Genomic DNA, 18,497 nt, shown 5'->3' on the forward strand with positions numbered 1-18,497 from the left:
AGCGAGGGGGGTTAACCACGGGATTCAGCTGGATACAAGCCCTGACCACCGGTCACCAAACAGGGCGATTGCCAAGCCTCCGAGCATCACGATTGCCCCGGCCAACTTGAAACCAGACACCGGCCTCTCGACTGCTCCGAGCAGTCCGAAGTGATCGATAACTATGGACGAAATGATCTGCCCGGCGATGGCGAGGCCAAGCAGCGCTGAAAGGCCAATTTTTGGCGCGAGTATTACGTAGCTAAGCAACGCGCCGGCACCTAGCAGGCCACCCAGAAGGCTCCACAAGGGCTGGGCAGGAATAGCCGCGATTGAGGCCACTATCCCGCCACGCATCAACGAAAAGATGCCCAGGCATAGCGCACCGGCAGAAAAAGAAAACAGTGCCGCCGCTACGGAATCTCCACCCACCCCTTTAGCGAGTTGGCCATTCAGCGTGGTCTGCAGGGTGATCCCAAGCCCCGCGCAGATAGCCAGTACGTAGTAGGCTGCATTCATTTAACGCCTCCTTACTTGGCTGACTCAAGCGGCAAGAATGCTTCGGCAAACATATCCGGCTGATAGCCAGCAGCAGCAAACAGATGCTCACGGGACTCGTCGATCGCCGCACGCAGCCTTTCGCTATTCACACCCAGAACCTTTCCGCCCTGCTTGACGATACGCCCGCCGATCATGACAGTGTCGACATTGCTGCGCTCTGCCGCATGTACCACGGTGCCGAAGGCATTGCCTGACGGATAAAGGTTGATGTCCTGCGCGTTGATAAGGATCAGGTCCGCCTGTTTGCCGGGAACTAGGCTGCCGATTTTGTCCTGCAAGCCAGCGCAGGTGGCGCCGTCGACAGTCGCGGCTTTGAGCAGGCCATGGGCGGGCAGGGTCACCACCGGATGATGGTCTTCGCTGCAGCAGCGCTGCTGATGCATGCCCATGACGCGCTGCAGATAAAACGCTACCCGCATCTCCATGAACATGTCGCCGCTGTAGGAAGTTTCGTTATCGACGCTCAACCCAGGGCTGATGCCATGACGCTGAGCCGCCTGCATGGCGAACATTCCATCTTCAATGCCGTAGTGGGCATCTGAACGCGGGCATACGTTGACCCGCACGCCAGCCTCGCGAAGGATCTTCCACCCGGCGTCCGGCAGCGCGGTGCAGTGGTTGAAGATGTTGTCAGAGCGCAGCAGCCCCTCGCGATGCAAGCCTTCCAATTCAGCTGCCATGTCCCCACCAAAAAACTCGGTGATGATCGGTAATCCCAGGCGCCTGGCCTCAGCCCACAGCTCAGGTTCCAGCTGCGCCATCACTGCCAGTGAGAGCAGCGGGTTGTCACCGTTCTTGATGTATTTGTCCTGCAGACGCTCGAGGTTGCCCGGCCAGTGGGCTTTGTCCCACTCACCCGCCACCGGCGCTCCCGAAGCATGTACGGCGCGTATGCCTGCATCGAGCAGCGCCTCTACTGCGGCATCGGAGTGCGCACCGGTGCGGCTGTTATGCGAGTTGTCGACAAGGGTCGTGATACCAGCATCGATGCAGCCCAATGCACTCAGCAGGTTGCCGATATACATGTCCGCCGGACGATAATATTTGGCGAACGAAAAGTGGGTGGCGTTGCAGTAATCCTCCAGGGTTGCGGCGTTCGGATTAATTCGCCGTAGTTGCCCCTCCCAGGAGTGACGGTGGGTATCGACCATGCCCGGCATGGCGATCATGCCGGATGCCTCAATCACAACAGCGTCGCCGGCTTCGAGATTTTCATCGATGGCCGAGATGGTGCTGCCTTCTATGAGGATATCGCCACGCGCCAGATTGCCGATGTCGCCGTCCATGCTCAGCACAGTTGCGCCGCGGATAAGTGTGCGTACGGCCGAAGCGGCTGGAGCCTGCACGATGCTGCGGTTGTATTCATCCACTTCAGTACACCTCTTCAAATTTCGTTGGAAGCAATGTACGCAATGCGATACTGCGGGAAAAAGATGGTAGAACTGTTTTTATTATTCAATTTATGCGAATAATAATGCCTCCTTTTACCGCTCCAAGGCTGTTACCCGTCATGGACCGTATTCAAGCAATGCAGGTTTTCGTCCGTGTGGCTGAGGCAGGAAGCTTTAGCCAGGCGGCGCAGACGCTCTCTCTACCGGCCTCAACGGTGACCAGCAGCGTTAAAAATCTTGAGAAGTACCTGCAGGTGCGCCTGCTGAACAGAACAACGCGGCGGGTTAGCCTGACCCCTGAAGGCGCCCAATATCTGGTGCAATGCAGGGAAATATTGGGACTGATCGAACGCACGGAGACCAGCCTGACGGATTCCGTGAAACGGCCGCAGGGGCGTTTGCGCGTCGATATGCCGGGCGGCATTGCACACTTCATCGTCATTCCAAACCTGCAAGACTTTTACCGGCGCTACCCGGATATTTACCTGATGATAGGCGTCAACGATCGGCAGGTTGACCTGGTTCAGGAGGGCGTCGACTGCGTCATCCGTACAGGCGAGCTGGATGACTCAACGCTCGTTGCGCGACCACTAGGCCGTTTTCGCTGGGTGACCTGTGCATCTGCTGCCTATCTCGAAGAGAACGGTACTCCGCAAACTCCGCGAGATTTGTCTCGTCACCGGGCCATCCATTACTTCTCCGGCCGTGCAAGGCAAGCAGGTGAGATGCGCTTCGCCCGTGGCGCCGAGAAAATCTCAGTCCCGGTCAAGGGCACAGCAGCCGTCAACGAGACTGGGCTCTACATCAAAATGTGCCTTGAAGGCTTTGGGCTCGTGCAACTCGCCGAGAATGTTGTTTCCGAATATCTACGAGAAGGGCGGCTGGTCGAAGTGCTTGCTGACTGGCAGCCTGACCGGGTTCCTGTGCACTTGTTATATCCACATCAGCGCTTTCTATCACCAGCTGTGCAGGCGTTCGCTGACTGGATCGCTGGGCTAGTTCACGACGGCGGTTCGCCTGCTGGCTGATCAGGAGATGAAAGCTTCTCCGGGCTAAAATACCAACCACTATTGGCGTTTATGGGATGGTTGAATGTTGCGCCTGGCTTGGCCCAGCAGTAGTGGACCGCGGCTGCAATTGAAAAGTCGACGCATTCCGCCGCTCCTGAAAGTGAGCCGTGTCGTCAGCTTCATTTGCACGCAAACCGATGAACGTCAGGCCGAGCATTATGCTGGCGCCCGAGCCGAAGCGCAGAAAGGCGGCCCCCAAAATGGCGTAATCTGGCGCGCAAATGATCCTAATGAGGAATTAGCTAGTTGTGCCCGTCCATTTTGGCTCGGAAGCGGCTCATTCTATGAGCGTGCCATGCGGGCGCGTACACGCTTGCCGTGCTGCGCAGACCGCAGCCCGGCCAGAAATACCCGCGGACGTTTCGACACTGGTAAATGACCTATCGGGCGATTTGTGCCCCAGTGAAAAAACGTCGGTACCCGGATGTGTACATATCACTGTGAAGGACGGTCACCGGTGACCTCGGAGGTGGTGGAACTGAATCTGCGCAGATTTTCCTTGAATTGCCTTCTTTGGTTGCGTCACAGCATGCTGCTAGCCCCTTTATGACTTGGCCCCCGTGACTACCCCGGATCTGCAATCGCCTTATCTGCGCAAGGTTTCGAATAGAAATGCCCTGAACCATCGATTGCCGGCATCAGCGTCGTAGGCACCATGCCAATGAACAGTAGACTCGACCCCCGGCATCTCCACTGGCAGCGGGTAAATCACGAAATCATCCGAATGATTCAGCGCATGTGCGACGCCTTCAGGGAGGGTGACCATCCACCCTGTATGCCTGAGTATCTGCGGCACAACTGTAAAGTGGGGTACCCTCAAAGCGATGTGTCGGTTCAGGCCACGTGAGGCTAGGGTGTCCTCGATGGCTACGTGGCTGCTGTCAGTGGAGGTGACACTGACATGGGAGAGGGCAAGAAAATCCTGCACGCTGATTTTCCCGGCCGGAAGTTCGTCACGCTTACGAGTCATGCAGGCGTATTGCTCACGGAACAGGGATTGGTACCGGGTGGTGGTTTTCAGTGTGGGCAGGTTACCAATTGCGAAGTCCAGTTGCCCCATACGCATCCGTTCGACCACCATCGCGACGGGTACCAGCTCTGATGAGAGCTTAATGGCCGGCGCAAGCGTTTGTAGCCGTTCACAAAGCGACGGCAGAAACACCTGTTCGCCGATGTCTGACATACACAAACGGAACTCCCGGTCGCTAGTACCAGGATCGAACGGTTCGGTTTCATTCAGAGCATCGCGTACTGCCAAGAGTGCCCGTCCGATCGGTACAGCAATCCGCTCGGCGGTCTGGGTCGGCATCATGCCTTCCGGCGTGCGTACGAACAGCGCATCGTCAAAAAGCTTGCGAAGTCGACCCAAGGCGTAACTTACAGCAGGTTGAGTAATCGCCAAGCGTCCAGCCGCGAGTGTCAAGCTGCGTTCCTCCATTATGGCCTGAAAAACCCTAAGCAAATTTAGATCGACATCATTCAAGTTGCGCATTTGTATAAATACCGTTTATCAATTGTATAATTGCCATGAATTTGACTTATAGAGTACAGGTTCATAGACTTTGGAACAACAGCGAGGCGATACAACAATCTGAGGCTTTGAGTGATGGACACAGGTTTTTGCAAACAACAAGCAGTTGGCGGGGCATTAACACTTCCGGTGCTGCTGTCGAAACGTATTGAACGCAGCCCCGAAACGGCGCTTTTTTCCGACCGAAGCTGCACTTGGACTGCTGCGCAACTTGTCGACGTGATAGGACGGCGTGCCACAACACTCGCGGAATATGGGATAAAGCGTGGAGATCGGGTTGGATTGATGTGCGCCAACCGCGCCGAGTTCCTTGAGGTGCTGTTGGCATGTGGTTGGCTGGGAGCGGTTGCGGTGCCTATTAATACCGCTTGTCGCGGCATGCAGTTGAATCATGTGCTGGCTAATAGTGGGGCGCGCTTGTTGGTCAGTGAAGAGGTCAATCTGGATGTGCTCGCGGCACTTGATTACTCTGCGCTTGCTGTCGAAGCCCTGTGGGTCGTTTCGCCGCAAGGCGATGTCAACGCGGTTTGGCAGGAGCGGTTAAGGGTGCGGTCGATGCCCCCTCGCAGTGCGTCCATGGCCCCACCTGCAGTGCTCGAGGATGGCGACCCGCTGGTTATCCTTTACACCTCCGGGACTTCCGGGTTGTCCAAGGGCGTGATCTGCCCTCACGCCCAATTCTTTTGGTGGGGGCTGAATACCGGTGGCGACCTACAGGTGCGCCCCGGGGATGTGCTGTATACATGCCTGCCGTTGTTCCATACCAATGCATTGAACGCCTTTTTCCAGGCCTTGCTGCACGACGCACAGCTGGTGGTAGACAAACGTTTTTCCGCTAGCGGCTTCTACCAGGCGCTGGCGGAAACCGGGGCCACAGTGACGTATCTGCTGGGAGCCATGGTGCCTATCCTTCTCAGCCGTCCGCACAATGAGCTCGAGCGCGCGCACAACGTGCGTGTCGCGCTAGCCCCAGGCGTCCCTGAACAGTTCCACGCCCCGTTTATTCAACGCACAGGCATCGGCCTCATCGATGGTTATGGGGCTACCGAAACCAATGCCGTGATTGGAGGGACTCTGGAGAATCAGCGGCCTGGTTTTATGGGCCGATTGGCCAAAGGCTTCAGTGCCCGGGTGGTAGACAGCCAGGATCAGCCGGTAGCGGATGGCGAACCAGGAGAGCTTGTATTGCGCGCTGAGCAGCCCTTCGCTTTCGCCTGCGGCTACTTTGGTATGCCGGAAAAGACTGTCGAAGCCTGGCGCAACCTGTGGTATCACACCGGCGACCGGGTTGTGCGCGATAGCGACGGCTATTTCCGCTTTGTTGACCGCTTGAAGGACACAATCCGTCGCCGTGGAGAGAACATCTCGTCTTTTGAGGTGGAGCAGGTTCTGTCGAGCCACCCCGCGGTGGAGCTCGTGGCGGTATATGCGGTGAAATCTGAACTGGCGGAAGATGAAGTCATGGCATCTATCGTCATCAAGGAGGGGACTAAGCTCGATCCACTGGAGCTGACGCAATATTGTGAGTCACGGTTGGCTTATTTCGCCGTGCCGCGTTACTTAGATTTTGTTATCGAGTTGCCGAAAACCGAAAACGGCAAAGTTCAGAAATATAAATTGAGAGAACTCGGCGTTACCGCCAGTACATGGGACCTAGAGTGCTCCGGCTACAGGCTTAAACGCGCCTAATCATTTAGCTTTGACTGCCGTGCAATAAAAAACGATGCAACAACAATAAAAATAGCGTTCATAAATATTCAGTCATTGACGGAGACGGCCATGACGGGCACGCATTCGCTTGAACTATCAGATAACCAGTCGGAGCACAGTCATGTTTCCGCCGCAGTTGATAACCGAGTACCGATCGACAGCAAGACCTTTCGCAAGATCGTCTTGGCTTCTGTCACTGGCACGGCGTTGGAATGGTACGACTTCTTTCTCTACAGCACAGCGGCGGCGCTCATATTCGGGGAATTGTTTTTCCCCAAGGGCACCGATCCACTGGTGGGTACGATCGCGGCACTGGCCGGGTTTGCGTTGGGTTTTCTCGCGCGGCCTTTCGGTGGGGTGATATTCGGCCATATCGGGGACAAGTACGGTCGCAAAAAAGCCTTGGTATGGACGCTCTCTATCATGGGCGGGGCAACTTTCTTGATCGGATTGTTGCCCACCTACGCTCAAGCGGGCATGTGGGCGCCCGCGTTGCTACTGCTGTTACGTATCTTGCAGGGCATCGCAGCAGGAGGCGAGTGGGGCGGTGGCGTGCTGATGATCAGCGAGTCGGCGCCACCTGAGCGCCGCGGCTTCTACGCTTCGATTAGTCAGATCGGAGTGGGCGGTGGGTTCGTCTTGTCCGCAGCGGTGTTCTATCTAGTCCAGTTGTTGCCGGAGCGGGATTTCCACAGCTGGGGTTGGCGCATTCCGTTCCTTATCTCGATCGTCATATTCGTCCTGGGCGTCTACATTCGCCGGACATTGCCAGAGAGTCAGGATTTCCAGCGAGCTGAGGCAACGGGCAAGACGGCGCATATGCCCGTGCTGGATGTGTTGCGCAGATATCCGCGGGAAGTGCTGATGGCCATGGGGTTGCGAGTGGCTGAAAACGGCGGCTCCTACATCATGCTGGCGTTCGCTCTTGTCTACGGCAAGTTTCTTGGCGTGCCCAATAGTGTGATGCTGGCGGGAGTCACGTTCTCCACGTGCGTGGAGTTGGTGGCCATGCTGTTCTGGGGGCGTTTGTCGGACCGCATAGGTCGCAAGCCAGTATATATGGTGGGTGCCTTAGGGATGGTGCTAATGGCATTCCCATTCTTCTGGTTACTCGAGACACGAGAGCCTGCCTGGATCTGGCTCGCCTTCCTCATTGGCAATGCCATCTGCCACGGGGCCATGATCGGTACGCAGCCTAGTCTTATGGGCGAACTGTTCAGCACTGAGGTCCGCTATTCCGGAATGGCTCTCGGGCACGAAGTCGCCTCGGTATTCTCCGGTGGCCTGACGCCGATGATCGCTACCGCCTTGCTGGCGCATTACCAGGCTAGTTGGCCAGTTTCTCTGATGATGATGGCGCTGGGGCTGATCACAGTCATCTCTCTTTGTTTCACCAAGGAGACCCGCGTGCGGGCCAAAGGAGGGCGGTCATGAACCGGTCAGCAAGCAATGACGCCGTGGCGCTGATCGCCGGGGCCCTGGAAGTACCTTACAACCGGCGCGGCACGGGTGAGTCGACGTCGCAACTGCTCGGCAGGGCGGTGCAGCAATTGCTGCGCCAGGCAGGCGTGGCAGCGCATGAGGTCGACGGCCTGGGCGTGGCATCCTTCACCCACCGGCCGGACAACGCCATCGATCTGGCGTGGCGCCTCGGGCTGACCCTGACCTGGTGCATGGATGACCGCAATGGCGGGGCTAGCGCGATCAATATGCTGCAGCATGCCGTGCGTGCCATCCAGCACGGTGATGCCAACGTGATCGTACTGGTGGCCGGTGATACGTTCACCCCGGAGGATTTCAAGACTCTGGTCGACCATTACAACCGGACCACCGAGGAGTACCTCAAGCCGCTTCAGCACGGCGGGCCCAATGGGGTGTTCGCGATGCTCACCCAGCGTCATGCGCAACGCACCGGCCTTGGCCGCGAAGACTATGCAGAGCTGTGCATTGCCCAGCGAGCCTGGGCGCAGCGCAACCCGCTGGCGGTCTACCGCGAGCCGCTGACCATCGAGCAGTACCTTGAGGCGCCCATGGTGGCCGACCCGCTGTGCCGTTTTGACTGCGTACCGGTAGTCAATGGCGCCAACGCCATCCTGCTGACCCGCGCCGACCTCGCCCGCAACACGGTCAACGTGGCGGTGCGTGCAGTAAAGGCGCTGCACAACGATGACCACCAGGCTGGCGATGGCCTGCAGACGCCGCTGGCAAAGATTGCCGACACGCTGTGGGACCGCGCCAATACCGGGCCTGATGCCATGGACCTGGCGTGCGTGTATGACGACTATCCGGTCATGGCCCTGATCCAGCTCGCCGACCTGGGCTTCGTCCCCGACGACGATTACCGGCGAGCGCTGCGGCGGATAGCCCGTTTCGAACTGCCGGTGAATACCTCGGGCGGGCAGCTCTCGGCCGGCCAGGCGGGCGCGGCGGGGGGTATGCATGGGTTGGTCGAAGCCATTACCCAGCTGCTTGGCGACGCCGGTCAACGCCAGGTCAGCGATGCGCGCCTGGCGGTGGTGACCGGCTATGGCATGGTCCAGTATCGCTACGGCATGTGCGCCAACGCGGTGGTGCTCGAACGGTGGCAAGGGGGTGTGGCATGGCGTTCATGATCCAGCAATGTGTCGGTTGCGGCCAGGCCAGTTTCCCGCCGCGTTACAGCTGCCCGCGCTGCGGTGAGGCGCAGTGGCAGGAAGTCTCTGCCGGGGTCGCCCGGATTGCTCAGGCTACCGTCGTGCGCGCGCGGATCGGGATCGCTGCCGCAGAGCTCCTGCACCTGGCTAGTGTCGAGCTGAGCGATGGGCCAGTGGTAATTGCCCAGACAGCAGAGCCTTTGCCTCCTGGCACCTTGGTAGAGCTCGCCATAGATGAATATCGGCGAATCGTAGCCCACCCGGCCGACCGCGACTTGTAATCAACAACTGTTCGAGCCGACCTCGATCGCCGAAGCGTGCGTCGTCGGCCGACCCCCCAGCTAGTCATTCCCTGACCATGCATGGCCTCAAGGCCTTGCGCGTGGTGCACGTGAGTACCCAGGAGTGTGGTTATGCCTGCAGTGATCGATTACCGACTAGTGTCTGGCTTAGGGCTGGCGCTGGCTTGCCAACAGGCCTTGGCAGATGAACTATGGGCCGATGCTTCAACATATTTTCAGCAGGGAAGCTTGTCCGGTTTAACCCGGAACTTTTATCTCAACCGCGACTTCCGCAACGGTGGTGCCAACCGCCGATCAGGCACCGTCAACGGTTATCGCGCCGAGTGGGCCCAAGGCTTGACTCTGGACTATCTCTCCCCGTTCACGCCTGGTGTTCTCGGCTTGGGATTCGACGCGCATCTGTATGCGGGATTGAAGCTTGACAGTGGTCGTGGCAAGACCGGCACCAACCTGCTTCACGTCAACAACGACGGTGATGTGGCGAATGAGTACAGCGTGGGCGGCGGTGCGCTCAAGCTCAAGTACCGTGAAACGGTGCTCAAGTACGGCTCCATGGAATTGCGCACCTCTCCGGTGTTCCTCACCGATGGTGGCTCCGGGCGCCTGTTGCCGCAAACGGTGACAGCATGGCAGCTCATCAGTCGCGATCTGCAGCCGCTAACCTTCGATGCCGCCCACATCACCGCCGGCAAGGCGCCTTCGGAGAACCGCAACGACAGCACGCTACGTTCCCTGTATGGCGCTACGGAGACGGATACGGTCGATTATCTCAGCCTGAATTATGAGCAGGGCGCAGTCAAAGGCTACCTCAGCACTCAACGTGCCGAAGATCTTTGGCGCCAGGATTACCTGGGGTTTCGCTACTTGCCTGCCCTCGTCGAGGGGCTGACCCCAACCTTGAATGTCAGCATGTACCGAACGGTCGACATCGGTGCCGCCCATGGCGGGCCCATCGACAACTCAACCTGGTCCTTTGCTCCGGGCGTCAAGTTCGGTGCCCACTCCCTCATGCTTGCATACCAGAAGGTGCAGGGCGACACGCCCTTCGATTATATGGCGTTCCGAGACGGGCAAACCACCGTGGCACAGCTGGCTAACAATGTGCAGCTCAGTGATTTCAACGCGCCCAACGATCGGTCCTGGCAGGTTCGTTACGACTATGACTTCAGTGCGCGTGGCGTGCCTGGCCTGAGGTTCATGATTCGCTACATGCAGGGACAGGGTGGCAAAGGCTCCGATATCGAACCGGACAGTTCCTACTATCCCCTCGGCTTTCGAGATGGGGGGCGCCACTGGGAACGCAATATCGAGATGCAATATGTCGTGCAAGACGGGCCGGCAAAAAACCTCAGCTTGAGAGCGCGGTACGGCGTGCACCGCGGTAATTCGGCTGAGCCACGCGGTGACATGGATGAGATTCGCCTGATCACCGAATTCCCTTTCAAGCTGCTGTAGATGGCGCCGTTGGCAATGCTTCATCAAAGCTGCTTCGCCAAGAATTCATGTAGAGCAATGTCTGTCCGCTTACCGTAGAAGGAGTAATGAGATGAGCAAATACATCGATATTCAGGCACGAGACCAGGCTGGAAGTTTCAAGGGATATCTGGCGCTGCCGCCTGAAGGCAAGGGGCCAGGCATCGTGTTGGGCCAAGAAATATTTGGCGTGAACGCCAACATGCGCGAGGTGGCGCAGATGTATGCCGAGGAAGGTTATGTGGTTCTGGTGCCCGACTTGTTCTGGCGTCTACAGCCGGGTATCGACCTGGGCTACACCCCCGCAGATTTCGATAAGGCTTTGAGCCTCTACACCGCACTGGACCTGGACAAGGCCGTAGACGACATCGCCGCCGCCTTCGACACGCTGCGGGATCTGGCCGAGGTCACCGAGCCCGCCCTGGGCTTCGTGGGCTATTGCCTGGGAGGCAAACTGGCCTACCTCACCGCCACCCGTACTGATGTCGCGGTTGCGGTGGGCTACTACGGCATGGGTATTGAGCAATACCTGGATGAAGCCGATGGCCTGAGCGGTGGGCTGGTGCTGCATCACGGCGAACTGGACGGGCTGTGTGACGCCACGACCCGTGCGCGTATCGCCGAGGTGCTGCGTGGCCGCCCAGGCGTAGAGCTGTATACCTACGAGGGTGCTGACCATGCCTTTGCCCGCCTGGGCAGCGATCACTTTCACAAACCCTCGGCCCTCATGGCTCATGGGCGCACCATTGGCGCATTGAAGAAGTACATCGGGCCGGCCTACAACCTTTCAGACCTGTGGGACGAGCACATCCACCATGAGTTCGTTACCCGAGACGTGCCGGCCACCCTGAAGACCATGGTCGCCGAGCCTTACGTGAACCACATTCCGACGCTGACCGGCGGGGTGGGCAGCAAGCAACTCGGACGCTTCTATCAGCATCACTTTGTCCACGCCAACCCCGAGGACACCAAGATGATTCCGGTTTCTCGCACGGTCGGCGCCTACCAGGTCGTCGATGAATTCATCATGTCTTTCACCCACACCTGCGAAATGGACTACATGCTGCCTGGGATAGCACCTACCGGCAAATACGTGGAAGTACCCATGGTGGCGGTGGTCAACTTCCGCGGCAACAAGCTATACCACGAGCATATCTACTGGGACCAGGCCTCTGTGCTGGTACAGATCGGCCTGCTCGATCCAGAAGGGCTTCCGGTGGCGGGCATCGAAACGGCCAAGAAATTGCTCGATGAATCGCTGCCTTCGAACACGCTGATGGCCCGCTGGGCCAAAAGTGAGCACCTGTGAGCGCTATCACGACTGTGGGCAAGGAGGTCCTGATCACCGGCGCCAACGGAGGGTTGGGCCTTGCCTTGATCGAAGCGTTTTTGGCTGCGGGGGCAAGTCGTGTCTACGCCGCTTGCCGTAACCCTGAGCGTCTGCTGTTCGATCATCCGCAGGTGGAGGCGGTGGATCTGGACGTCACCGACCAGCAGCAAGTCGCGCAGGTGGCGAGCAGGGTACGGGTCGATATCCTGGTGAACAATGCTGGCCTCAATAGGCAGCAGCGGTTGCTGGGCACCGAGGACCCCGAAGCCGCTGCCCAGGAAATGGCCGTCAACTACTTCGCCACGCTCGCGATGATGCGTGCCTTTGCGCCGACGCTTGTCGAGCGCACTGGCGCTATCGTCAACGTGCTGTCGATTCTGGCGCGGGTGGCGTTGCCAGCCATGGGGTCGTTGTGTGCGTCCAAGGCGGCCGCGTTGCGCCTGACCGAGGCCGCTCGGGCCGAGCTGGCCGGCCAGGTGCAGGTGATGGCGGTGCTCCCCGGTGCGATCGATACCGCGATGAGCCGTGACGTTGCGGGTGCCAAGGCCAGTCCTCGGGACGTGGCCGATGCGATCGTAGCGGGGTTGGCCAGCGGTGCCACGGAGGTCTATCCCGACCCCATGGCACTGGACGTTGCGCACAAGCTCGCCGCCAACCGGGCAAGTACGCAGGCCTACTTCGCCCGGCACCTTTAAATGGGCCGCAGCGGGAGTGCTGCTCAAGTGTGCAGCACCACCGCAAGCGATGCTGCACGCTCGGGCTGACTGCAACGCGCTGGCCTGCTGGCTGAGATGAAAAGTCGCGGCGGCTTGAGCATTACCTGCAAGCTTACAAGCAAAACCCGAAGTTGTTTGGGTGGCGCAATTAAGTTGCGGGCATCGTTAACATGAAAGTTGCAGTGAATTACTAAAGCGCATTCACATACATAGCTTTGCCTGAAATTCATGTATTCCGAGTTCTGATACCCGAAGACGATATTTCTATTATTAATTTATATATGACGTCCCTAAACTCATTGAAAACATCCTGCTCAGGAGGGCGCTGTGTCCAAACATTTGCTACGTCACTATATCGCTGGGACTTTCGTCGAGAGCAGCCGCAGGTTCGACAACATCTCTCCTGTCAATGGGAGCCTATTGGGCCAGGTATGTGAGGCTGGTGAAGATGAAGTGAATGCTGCCGTCGAAGCGGCGGCAGGCGCTCAATTGGGGCCGTGGGCTGGATTCAGTACTGCCCAGCGGGCTGATCTGCTAGAGCGGATCGCCGATGGCATCGAGCGTCGATTTGAAGACTTCGTGGCTGCCGAAGTCGCTGATACTGGTCGGCCCGTGCATCAGGCGCGCAGCCTGGATGTTGCACGGGGCGTGCAGAACTTCCGTACCTTCGCTGATTTAGTGCGACACGGCGGTAGCGAGCTTTTTGAAATGCGCACCGGCGATGGTACGGATGTGTTCAGTTATACCGTGCGTAAGCCGCACGGCGTGGTGGCCATCATCTCGCCGTGGAACCTACCGCTGTTGCTGCTTACCTGGAAAGTCGCGCCAGCGTTGGCCTGTGGTAATTCTGTGGTTGTCAAACCATCGGAAGATACGCCTTCCAGTGCCACGCTTTTGGCCGAGGTCATGCACGAGGCCGGTGTGCCCGCCGGTGTATTCAATCTTGTGCATGGCTTTGGCCCTGATTCTGCCGGTGAGTTTCTTACTCGCCACCCTGGCGTCAATGCCATCACCTTTACCGGTGAGTCGCGCACCGGCTCGACCATCATGCGCGCTGCTGCCGAGGGCGTACGTGAGGTGTCTTTCGAACTGGGTGGCAAGAATGCCGCAGTCGTTTTTGCAGATTGCGATTTTGATGCGGCAGTTGCCGGTGTGCTGCGTTCCAGTTTCACCAATTCTGGCCAGGTCTGCCTATGCACGGAGCGGGTCTACGTCGAGCGGTCGATCTACGAGCGCTTTGTCGCGGCGCTCAAAGCAGGCGCCGAGAAGCTGAAGATCGGCTATCCCGACGAAGACGGCGTGAACATGGGGTCGCTGATTTCCCATAAACACCGCGACAAGGTGTTGGGCTACTTCCAGTTGGCTGTGACAGAGGGCGCGACAGTGGTCAGTGGCGGCGGTGTGCCGACATTTGGCGACGAGCGCGACCAGGGCGCTTTTATCCAGCCGACTATCTGGACCGGCCTTGCCGATGACGCTCGCTGCATTCGCGAAGAAGTGTTCGGTCCGGTCTGTCATATCGCGCCCTTCGATAGCGACGAGGAAGTGCTGCAACGCGTCAATGATTCGGCCTACGGCCTGGCTGCTTCTCTGTGGACTCGCGATCTGAAGCGGGCCCACCGTCTCTCTCGACGTATCCATGTCGGCATGGTGTGGGTCAATACCTGGTTCCTGCGCGATCTGCGTACGCCTTTTGGTGGCGCACGCTTGTCTGGGCTTGGCCGCGAAGGAGGGCGCCACTCGCTGGATTTCTATTCCGAGCTCACCACCATTTGTGTCAATCCGTAAGGACAGGAGAACTCCATGCATCCAGCAATCGCTGAAGCAGCAGCGTGTCTGCGCCGGGCTCGTGAACAGGGCAGGCCCTGTGCGCCAGTACGCGATCTCATCGAGCGTGCGGCTGCCGAGCAAGATGAACCCGCGCTAAAGCAGGCCTACGCCGTGCAACAGTACAACAACGCCGCCGACATTGCCGCAGGCTGGAACCCGGTAGGTCACAAGATCGGTTTGACCTCCAGTGTTGTCCAGCGCCAGTTGGGGGTTGACCAACCGGACTTTGGTCGGCTGTTTGCCCAGATGGCCCGAGGTGACGGCCAGCTTATCAGCTGGAGTGAATGCCAGCAGCCCAAGGTAGAAGCAGAGATCGCCCTGGTTCTGGAGCGCGATCTGTGCAATGAGCGCCACACCCTGGCCGACATTATCCGTGCCACTGCTTTCGCCCTGCCGGCCATCGAAATCGTCGGCAGTCGAATCGCCAACTGGGACATCAGTTTGCTCGACACGGTCGCCGACAATGCTTCGTCCGGGCTGTTTGTCCTGGGCAGTCAGCCGGTATCCCTGGGGCAATTGGACCTGGTCAATTGTGGCATGCGCCTGACTTTACGCGGCGAGCCGGTATCGGTCGGAGCCGGCGCAGCCTGCCTGGAAAACCCACTGAATGCGGCGGTGTGGCTGGCCAATACCATGGTCCGTCTCGGCGAGCCATTGCGTGCCGGTGACGTGGTGTTGACCGGTGCCTTGGGACCTATGGTGTCGGTGAGCCCGGGCGATGTGTTTACCGCTGAGATCCAGGGCTTGGGCCGCGTCACTGCGTCCTTTGCTCAAGCCGAGTAAGGGGGCCCTAAATGAGCCAGAAACGCAAAGTAGCCATCATCGGTTCCGGCAACATCGGCACCGACCTGATGATCAAGATCCTGCGCAACGCCAAGCACCTAGAGATGGCAGCGATGGTCGGCATCGACCCGGCCTCCGACGGCCTGGCCCGCGCCGCCCGCCTGGGCGTGACCACCACCCACGAAGGCGTGCAGGGCCTGACCCGCCTGCCGGTGTTCAGGGACATCGATTTCGTCTTCGACGCCACTAGCGCTGGTGCCCATGTGAAGAACGACGCCGTCCTGCGCCAGCACAAGGCCGACCTGCGCATCATCGACCTGACCCCGGCGGCCATCGGCCCGTACTGCGTGCCGGTGGTAAACCTCGAGCAGCACCTGCAGGCGACCAACGTCAACATGGTCACCTGCGGTGGCCAGGCGACCATCCCAATGGTCGCAGCGGTATCGCGGGTGGCCAAGGTGCACTACGCCGAGATCGTTGCCTCGATTGCCAGCAAGTCCGCCGGCCCCGGCACCCGCGCCAATATCGACGAGTTCACCGAGACCACCAGCAAGGCCATCGAAGTGATAGGCGGCGCGACCAAGGGCAAGGCGATCATCATCATGAACCCCGCGGAACCGCCGCTGATGATGCGCGACACGGTGTACGTGCTGAGCGAAGCCGCCGACCAACAGCGAATTGCGGCGAGCATCGAGGAAATGGCCGCCGCAGTGCAGGCCTACGTGCCGGGCTACCGCCTCAAACAGCAGGTGCAGTTCGAACCCGTGTGCGGCCTGAGGTTGCCTGGGCAGGGCACCTTCACCGGTCTCAAGACCTCGGTGTTCCTTGAGGTGGAAGGCGCCGCCCATTACCTGCCGGCTTACGCCGGCAATCTCGACATTATGACCTCCGCCGCGCTGGCCACCGCCGAGCGCATGGCACAAGCAATGGGGGCGTCGGTATGAACGGCAAGAAGCTCTATATCAGTGACGTAACCCTGCGGGACGGCATGCACGCCATCCGTCACCAGTACTCGCTGGATGACGTGCGTGCCATCGCCACGGCGCTGGATCGCGCCAAGGTCGACTCCATCGAAGTCGCCCATGGCGATGGCCTGCAGGGTTCCAGCTTCAACTACGGTTTCGGTGCCCACACCGACCTCGAATGGATCGAAGCAGCGGCCGACGCGGTCAACCACGCCAAGATCGCCACGCTGCTGTTGCCAGGGATTGGCACCCTCCATGACCTGAAGAGCGCCTATAACGCCGGTGCTCGCATTGTTCGCGTGGCCACCCACTGCACCGAGGCAGATGTTTCGCGCCAGCACATCGAATATGCCCGTGAACTGGGCATGGACACCGTTGGCTTCCTGATGATGAGCCATATGCACACACCTGAAGGGCTCGCGCAGCAGGCCAAATTAATGGAGAGCTACGGCGCCACCTGCATCTATGTGGTGGATTCGGGCGGGGCGATGAACATGGACGACATCCGTGCGCGCTTCCGTGCGGTCAAGGCTGTGCTCGACCCAGCGACGTCGACCGGTATCCATGCCCACCACAACCTCAGTCTGGGCGTGGCCAACTCCATCGCCGCCGTGGAGGAGGGCTGCGACCGCATCGACGCCAGCCTCGCCGGCATGGGCGCCGGCGCCGGCAACGCACCGCTGGAAGTGTTCATCGCCGCTGCCGACAAGCTTGGCTGGCAGCACGGTACCGACCTGTACGCGCTGATGGATGCCGCCGACGACCTGGTGCGCCCGCTACAGGACCGCCCGGTACGGGTGGACCGTGAAACGCTGGCCCTGGGTTACGCCGGGGTCTATTCGAGCTTCCTGCGCCACGCCGAAGTGGCCGCTGCCCGCTATGGCATCAAGGCCGTGGACATCCTCGTCGAGCTGGGCAAGCGGCGGATGGTCGGTGGCCAGGAAGACATGATCGTTGACGTCGCACTCGACCTATTGAAGCCATCGCTGGAGAAGCGTGCATGAATACCGATATTGCTCGTATCGCCGAAGCCCTTGACCGAGCGGCGCGAAGCGCCGAACCACTGGCACAGTTCAGTGGCAGCACCGCCTTTTCCCTGGATGACGCCTACCGGATCCAGCGCGCCTCCATGCAGCGTCGTTATGCCGATGGTGAGCACAGCATCGGCATCAAGCTGGGCTTCACCAGCCGCGCGAAGATGGTGCAAATGGGGGTGGATAGCCTGATCTGGGGGTGGCTCAGCAACACCATGGTGGAAGAGGACGGCGGCCTGATCGACTTGGCGCGCTACATTCATCCGCGAGTCGAGCCGGAGGTCTGCTTTTTAACGCGCCGTGCGATTGATCGCCCGCTGACCCTGCTGGAAGTGGGCAATTATGTCGAGGCCGTGGCGCCGGCGCTGGAGATCATCGATTCACGCTACCAGGCGTTCAAGTTCAGCCTGGAGGATGTGGTGGCGGACAACTGCTCCTCGGCCGGCCTCACCATTGGCCCTTGGTCGAGCAACTTCTCTGGGCTGGACAACGCCGGCGTAGTGATGCGCCTGGATGGGCGTGTGGCTCAGGCCGGCTCCACGGCTGCAATCCTCGGCAATCCGCTGCGCAGCCTGGTGCACGCCTCACGCCTGCTGCACGCCGCCGAACTCGAATTGCCCGCGGGTAGCCTGGTGATGGCAGGCGCCGCCTGCGCTGCGGTGGCGTTGTACCCAGGCGTGCATGTCAGTGTCGATGTCCATGGCGTTGGGCAGAGCAGCTTCAGCGTCCGCGGTGACCACGGAGGCGTCAGCCATGAGTGACCTCAACGCCACTGTCGTTGCTGGCAAGGCCACACCGCGTGGGCGCTTTCCGCATATCAAGCGTGCGGGTGACTTCCTGTTCGTATCCGGTACCAGCTCACGGCGCCCGGACAACAGTTTTGTCGGCGTAGAGGTGGATGCCATGGGCACCACCCAGCTAGACATTCGGGCGCAGACCCGCGCAGTGATCGAGAACATGCGCGACATCCTCGCCTCTGCAGGTGCAAGCCTTGCAGACGTGGTGGAGATCAGCAGCTTCCTCGTCGATATGAACGACTTCGGCGGATACAACGACGTCTACGCCGAATACTTTGACGAAAGCGGCCCGACCCGCACCACCGTAGCCGTACACCAATTGCCACACCCCCATCTACGTATCGAGATCAAGGCCATAGCGTACGCGCCGCGTCGTCGCTGAACCGTAGGGA

17 protein-coding genes are annotated in these 18,497 nt (G+C 59.5%); 14 read left to right on the top strand and 3 right to left on the bottom strand.

Annotation, left to right across the window (positions count from 1 at the left end; translation table 11 throughout):
* Nucleotides 1-24: 24 nt before the first annotated feature.
* Together MRBLPB4O_RS03655 and MRBLPB4O_RS03660 are read right to left on the bottom strand one after the other, a co-directional pair.
* Complete coding sequence (locus tag MRBLPB4O_RS03655; RefSeq protein WP_025754673.1) at nt 25-498, bottom strand: DMT family transporter; 474 nt, start codon at nt 496-498, stop codon at nt 25-27.
* An 11-nt stretch (nt 499-509) separates the two neighbouring features.
* Nucleotides 510-1,910: an amidohydrolase family protein gene (locus tag MRBLPB4O_RS03660; protein WP_025754672.1), complete on the bottom strand. Its 1,401-nt coding sequence runs from the start codon at nt 1,908-1,910 to the stop codon at nt 510-512.
* Between the two features lie 140 nt (nt 1,911-2,050).
* Here MRBLPB4O_RS03660 and MRBLPB4O_RS03665 point away from each other — a divergent pair, with 140 nt between their 5' ends.
* Nucleotides 2,051-2,959: a LysR family transcriptional regulator gene (locus MRBLPB4O_RS03665; RefSeq protein ID WP_025754671.1), complete on the top strand. Its 909-nt coding sequence runs from the start codon at nt 2,051-2,053 to the stop codon at nt 2,957-2,959.
* A gap of 628 nt (nt 2,960-3,587) precedes the next feature.
* Here MRBLPB4O_RS03665 and MRBLPB4O_RS03670 read toward each other — a convergent pair.
* Nucleotides 3,588-4,493 carry a LysR family transcriptional regulator gene (locus tag MRBLPB4O_RS03670; protein ID WP_025754670.1) on the bottom strand — a complete coding sequence of 302 codons (906 nt, stop codon included), beginning with the start codon at nt 4,491-4,493 and terminating at the stop codon, nt 3,588-3,590.
* A gap of 114 nt (nt 4,494-4,607) precedes the next feature.
* Here MRBLPB4O_RS03670 and MRBLPB4O_RS03675 point away from each other — a divergent pair, with 114 nt between their 5' ends.
* The 13 genes from MRBLPB4O_RS03675 to MRBLPB4O_RS03735 all read left to right on the top strand — a co-directional run bounded on the left by MRBLPB4O_RS03675 (nt 4,608) and on the right by MRBLPB4O_RS03735 (nt 18,487).
* Nucleotides 4,608-6,221: an ATP-dependent acyl-CoA ligase gene (locus tag MRBLPB4O_RS03675; protein WP_025754669.1), complete on the top strand. Its 1,614-nt coding sequence runs from the start codon at nt 4,608-4,610 to the stop codon at nt 6,219-6,221.
* Nucleotides 6,222-6,311: 90 nt separating this feature from the next.
* Nucleotides 6,312-7,676 (top strand): MFS transporter, encoded by a 1,365-nt coding sequence (locus MRBLPB4O_RS03680; RefSeq protein ID WP_025754668.1) that lies wholly within the window; start codon nt 6,312-6,314, stop codon nt 7,674-7,676.
* Nucleotides 7,673-8,854 (top strand): thiolase family protein, encoded by a 1,182-nt coding sequence (locus MRBLPB4O_RS03685; protein WP_025754667.1) that lies wholly within the window; start codon nt 7,673-7,675, stop codon nt 8,852-8,854. Before MRBLPB4O_RS03680 ends, MRBLPB4O_RS03685 begins: the two co-directional genes overlap by 4 nt.
* Nucleotides 8,842-9,156, top strand: coding sequence for a zinc ribbon domain-containing protein (locus tag MRBLPB4O_RS03690; protein WP_025754666.1), 315 nt, complete (start codon nt 8,842-8,844; stop codon nt 9,154-9,156). The genes MRBLPB4O_RS03685 and MRBLPB4O_RS03690 overlap by 13 nt, the downstream gene beginning before the upstream one ends.
* A 132-nt stretch (nt 9,157-9,288) precedes the next feature.
* On the top strand, nt 9,289-10,632 hold the full coding sequence (locus MRBLPB4O_RS03695; protein ID WP_033695628.1) for an OprD family outer membrane porin: 1,344 nt from the start codon (nt 9,289-9,291) through the stop codon (nt 10,630-10,632).
* A 91-nt stretch (nt 10,633-10,723) separates the two neighbouring features.
* Nucleotides 10,724-11,959 carry a dienelactone hydrolase family protein gene (locus MRBLPB4O_RS03700; protein ID WP_025754664.1) on the top strand — a complete coding sequence of 412 codons (1,236 nt, stop codon included), beginning with the start codon at nt 10,724-10,726 and terminating at the stop codon, nt 11,957-11,959.
* Nucleotides 11,956-12,675 (top strand): SDR family NAD(P)-dependent oxidoreductase, encoded by a 720-nt coding sequence (locus tag MRBLPB4O_RS03705; RefSeq protein WP_025754663.1) that lies wholly within the window; start codon nt 11,956-11,958, stop codon nt 12,673-12,675. The genes MRBLPB4O_RS03700 and MRBLPB4O_RS03705 overlap by 4 nt, the downstream gene beginning before the upstream one ends.
* Before the next feature lie 348 nt (nt 12,676-13,023).
* On the top strand, nt 13,024-14,484 hold the full coding sequence (locus MRBLPB4O_RS03710; RefSeq protein ID WP_025754662.1) for a 2-hydroxymuconic semialdehyde dehydrogenase: 1,461 nt from the start codon (nt 13,024-13,026) through the stop codon (nt 14,482-14,484).
* A 15-nt stretch (nt 14,485-14,499) separates the two neighbouring features.
* Nucleotides 14,500-15,309, top strand: coding sequence for a fumarylacetoacetate hydrolase family protein (locus MRBLPB4O_RS03715; protein ID WP_025754661.1), 810 nt, complete (start codon nt 14,500-14,502; stop codon nt 15,307-15,309).
* Between the two features lie 11 nt (nt 15,310-15,320).
* Complete coding sequence (locus MRBLPB4O_RS03720; RefSeq protein WP_025754660.1) at nt 15,321-16,253, top strand: acetaldehyde dehydrogenase (acetylating); 933 nt, start codon at nt 15,321-15,323, stop codon at nt 16,251-16,253.
* Nucleotides 16,250-17,278: a 4-hydroxy-2-oxovalerate aldolase gene (gene mhpE, locus MRBLPB4O_RS03725; protein WP_025754659.1), complete on the top strand. Its 1,029-nt coding sequence runs from the start codon at nt 16,250-16,252 to the stop codon at nt 17,276-17,278. Before MRBLPB4O_RS03720 ends, mhpE begins: the two co-directional genes overlap by 4 nt.
* On the top strand, nt 17,275-18,069 hold the full coding sequence (locus tag MRBLPB4O_RS03730; protein WP_025754658.1) for a fumarylacetoacetate hydrolase family protein: 795 nt from the start codon (nt 17,275-17,277) through the stop codon (nt 18,067-18,069). Before mhpE ends, MRBLPB4O_RS03730 begins: the two co-directional genes overlap by 4 nt.
* Nucleotides 18,062-18,487, top strand: coding sequence for a RidA family protein (locus MRBLPB4O_RS03735; RefSeq protein WP_025754657.1), 426 nt, complete (start codon nt 18,062-18,064; stop codon nt 18,485-18,487). The genes MRBLPB4O_RS03730 and MRBLPB4O_RS03735 overlap by 8 nt, the downstream gene beginning before the upstream one ends.
* Nucleotides 18,488-18,497: the final 10 nt, after the last annotated feature.

This window comes from Pseudomonas sp. LPB4.O, from assembly GCF_038383825.1.
Lineage (GTDB): Bacteria > Pseudomonadota > Gammaproteobacteria > Pseudomonadales > Pseudomonadaceae > Aquipseudomonas > Aquipseudomonas putida.

Excerpts from the sequence above, each read along its gene's own strand:
- MRBLPB4O_RS03655 (WP_025754673.1), bottom strand. The coding sequence starts at position 498 with ATGAATGCAGCCTACTACGTACTGGCTATCTGCGCGGGGCTTGGGATC.
- MRBLPB4O_RS03720 (WP_025754660.1), top strand. The coding sequence starts at position 15,321 with ATGAGCCAGAAACGCAAAGTAGCCATCATCGGTTCCGGCAACATCGGC.
- MRBLPB4O_RS03665 (WP_025754671.1), top strand. The coding sequence starts at position 2,051 with ATGGACCGTATTCAAGCAATGCAGGTTTTCGTCCGTGTGGCTGAGGCA.
- MRBLPB4O_RS03715 (WP_025754661.1), top strand. The coding sequence starts at position 14,500 with ATGCATCCAGCAATCGCTGAAGCAGCAGCGTGTCTGCGCCGGGCTCGT.
- MRBLPB4O_RS03670 (WP_025754670.1), bottom strand. The coding sequence starts at position 4,493 with ATGCGCAACTTGAATGATGTCGATCTAAATTTGCTTAGGGTTTTTCAG.
- MRBLPB4O_RS03690 (WP_025754666.1), top strand. The coding sequence starts at position 8,842 with ATGGCGTTCATGATCCAGCAATGTGTCGGTTGCGGCCAGGCCAGTTTC.
- MRBLPB4O_RS03685 (WP_025754667.1), top strand. The coding sequence starts at position 7,673 with ATGAACCGGTCAGCAAGCAATGACGCCGTGGCGCTGATCGCCGGGGCC.
- MRBLPB4O_RS03680 (WP_025754668.1), top strand. The coding sequence starts at position 6,312 with ATGACGGGCACGCATTCGCTTGAACTATCAGATAACCAGTCGGAGCAC.
- MRBLPB4O_RS03695 (WP_033695628.1), top strand. The coding sequence starts at position 9,289 with ATGCCTGCAGTGATCGATTACCGACTAGTGTCTGGCTTAGGGCTGGCG.
- MRBLPB4O_RS03735 (WP_025754657.1), top strand. The coding sequence starts at position 18,062 with ATGAGTGACCTCAACGCCACTGTCGTTGCTGGCAAGGCCACACCGCGT.
- MRBLPB4O_RS03675 (WP_025754669.1), top strand. The coding sequence starts at position 4,608 with ATGGACACAGGTTTTTGCAAACAACAAGCAGTTGGCGGGGCATTAACA.
- mhpE (WP_025754659.1), top strand. The coding sequence starts at position 16,250 with ATGAACGGCAAGAAGCTCTATATCAGTGACGTAACCCTGCGGGACGGC.
- MRBLPB4O_RS03730 (WP_025754658.1), top strand. The coding sequence starts at position 17,275 with ATGAATACCGATATTGCTCGTATCGCCGAAGCCCTTGACCGAGCGGCG.
- MRBLPB4O_RS03700 (WP_025754664.1), top strand. The coding sequence starts at position 10,724 with ATGAGCAAATACATCGATATTCAGGCACGAGACCAGGCTGGAAGTTTC.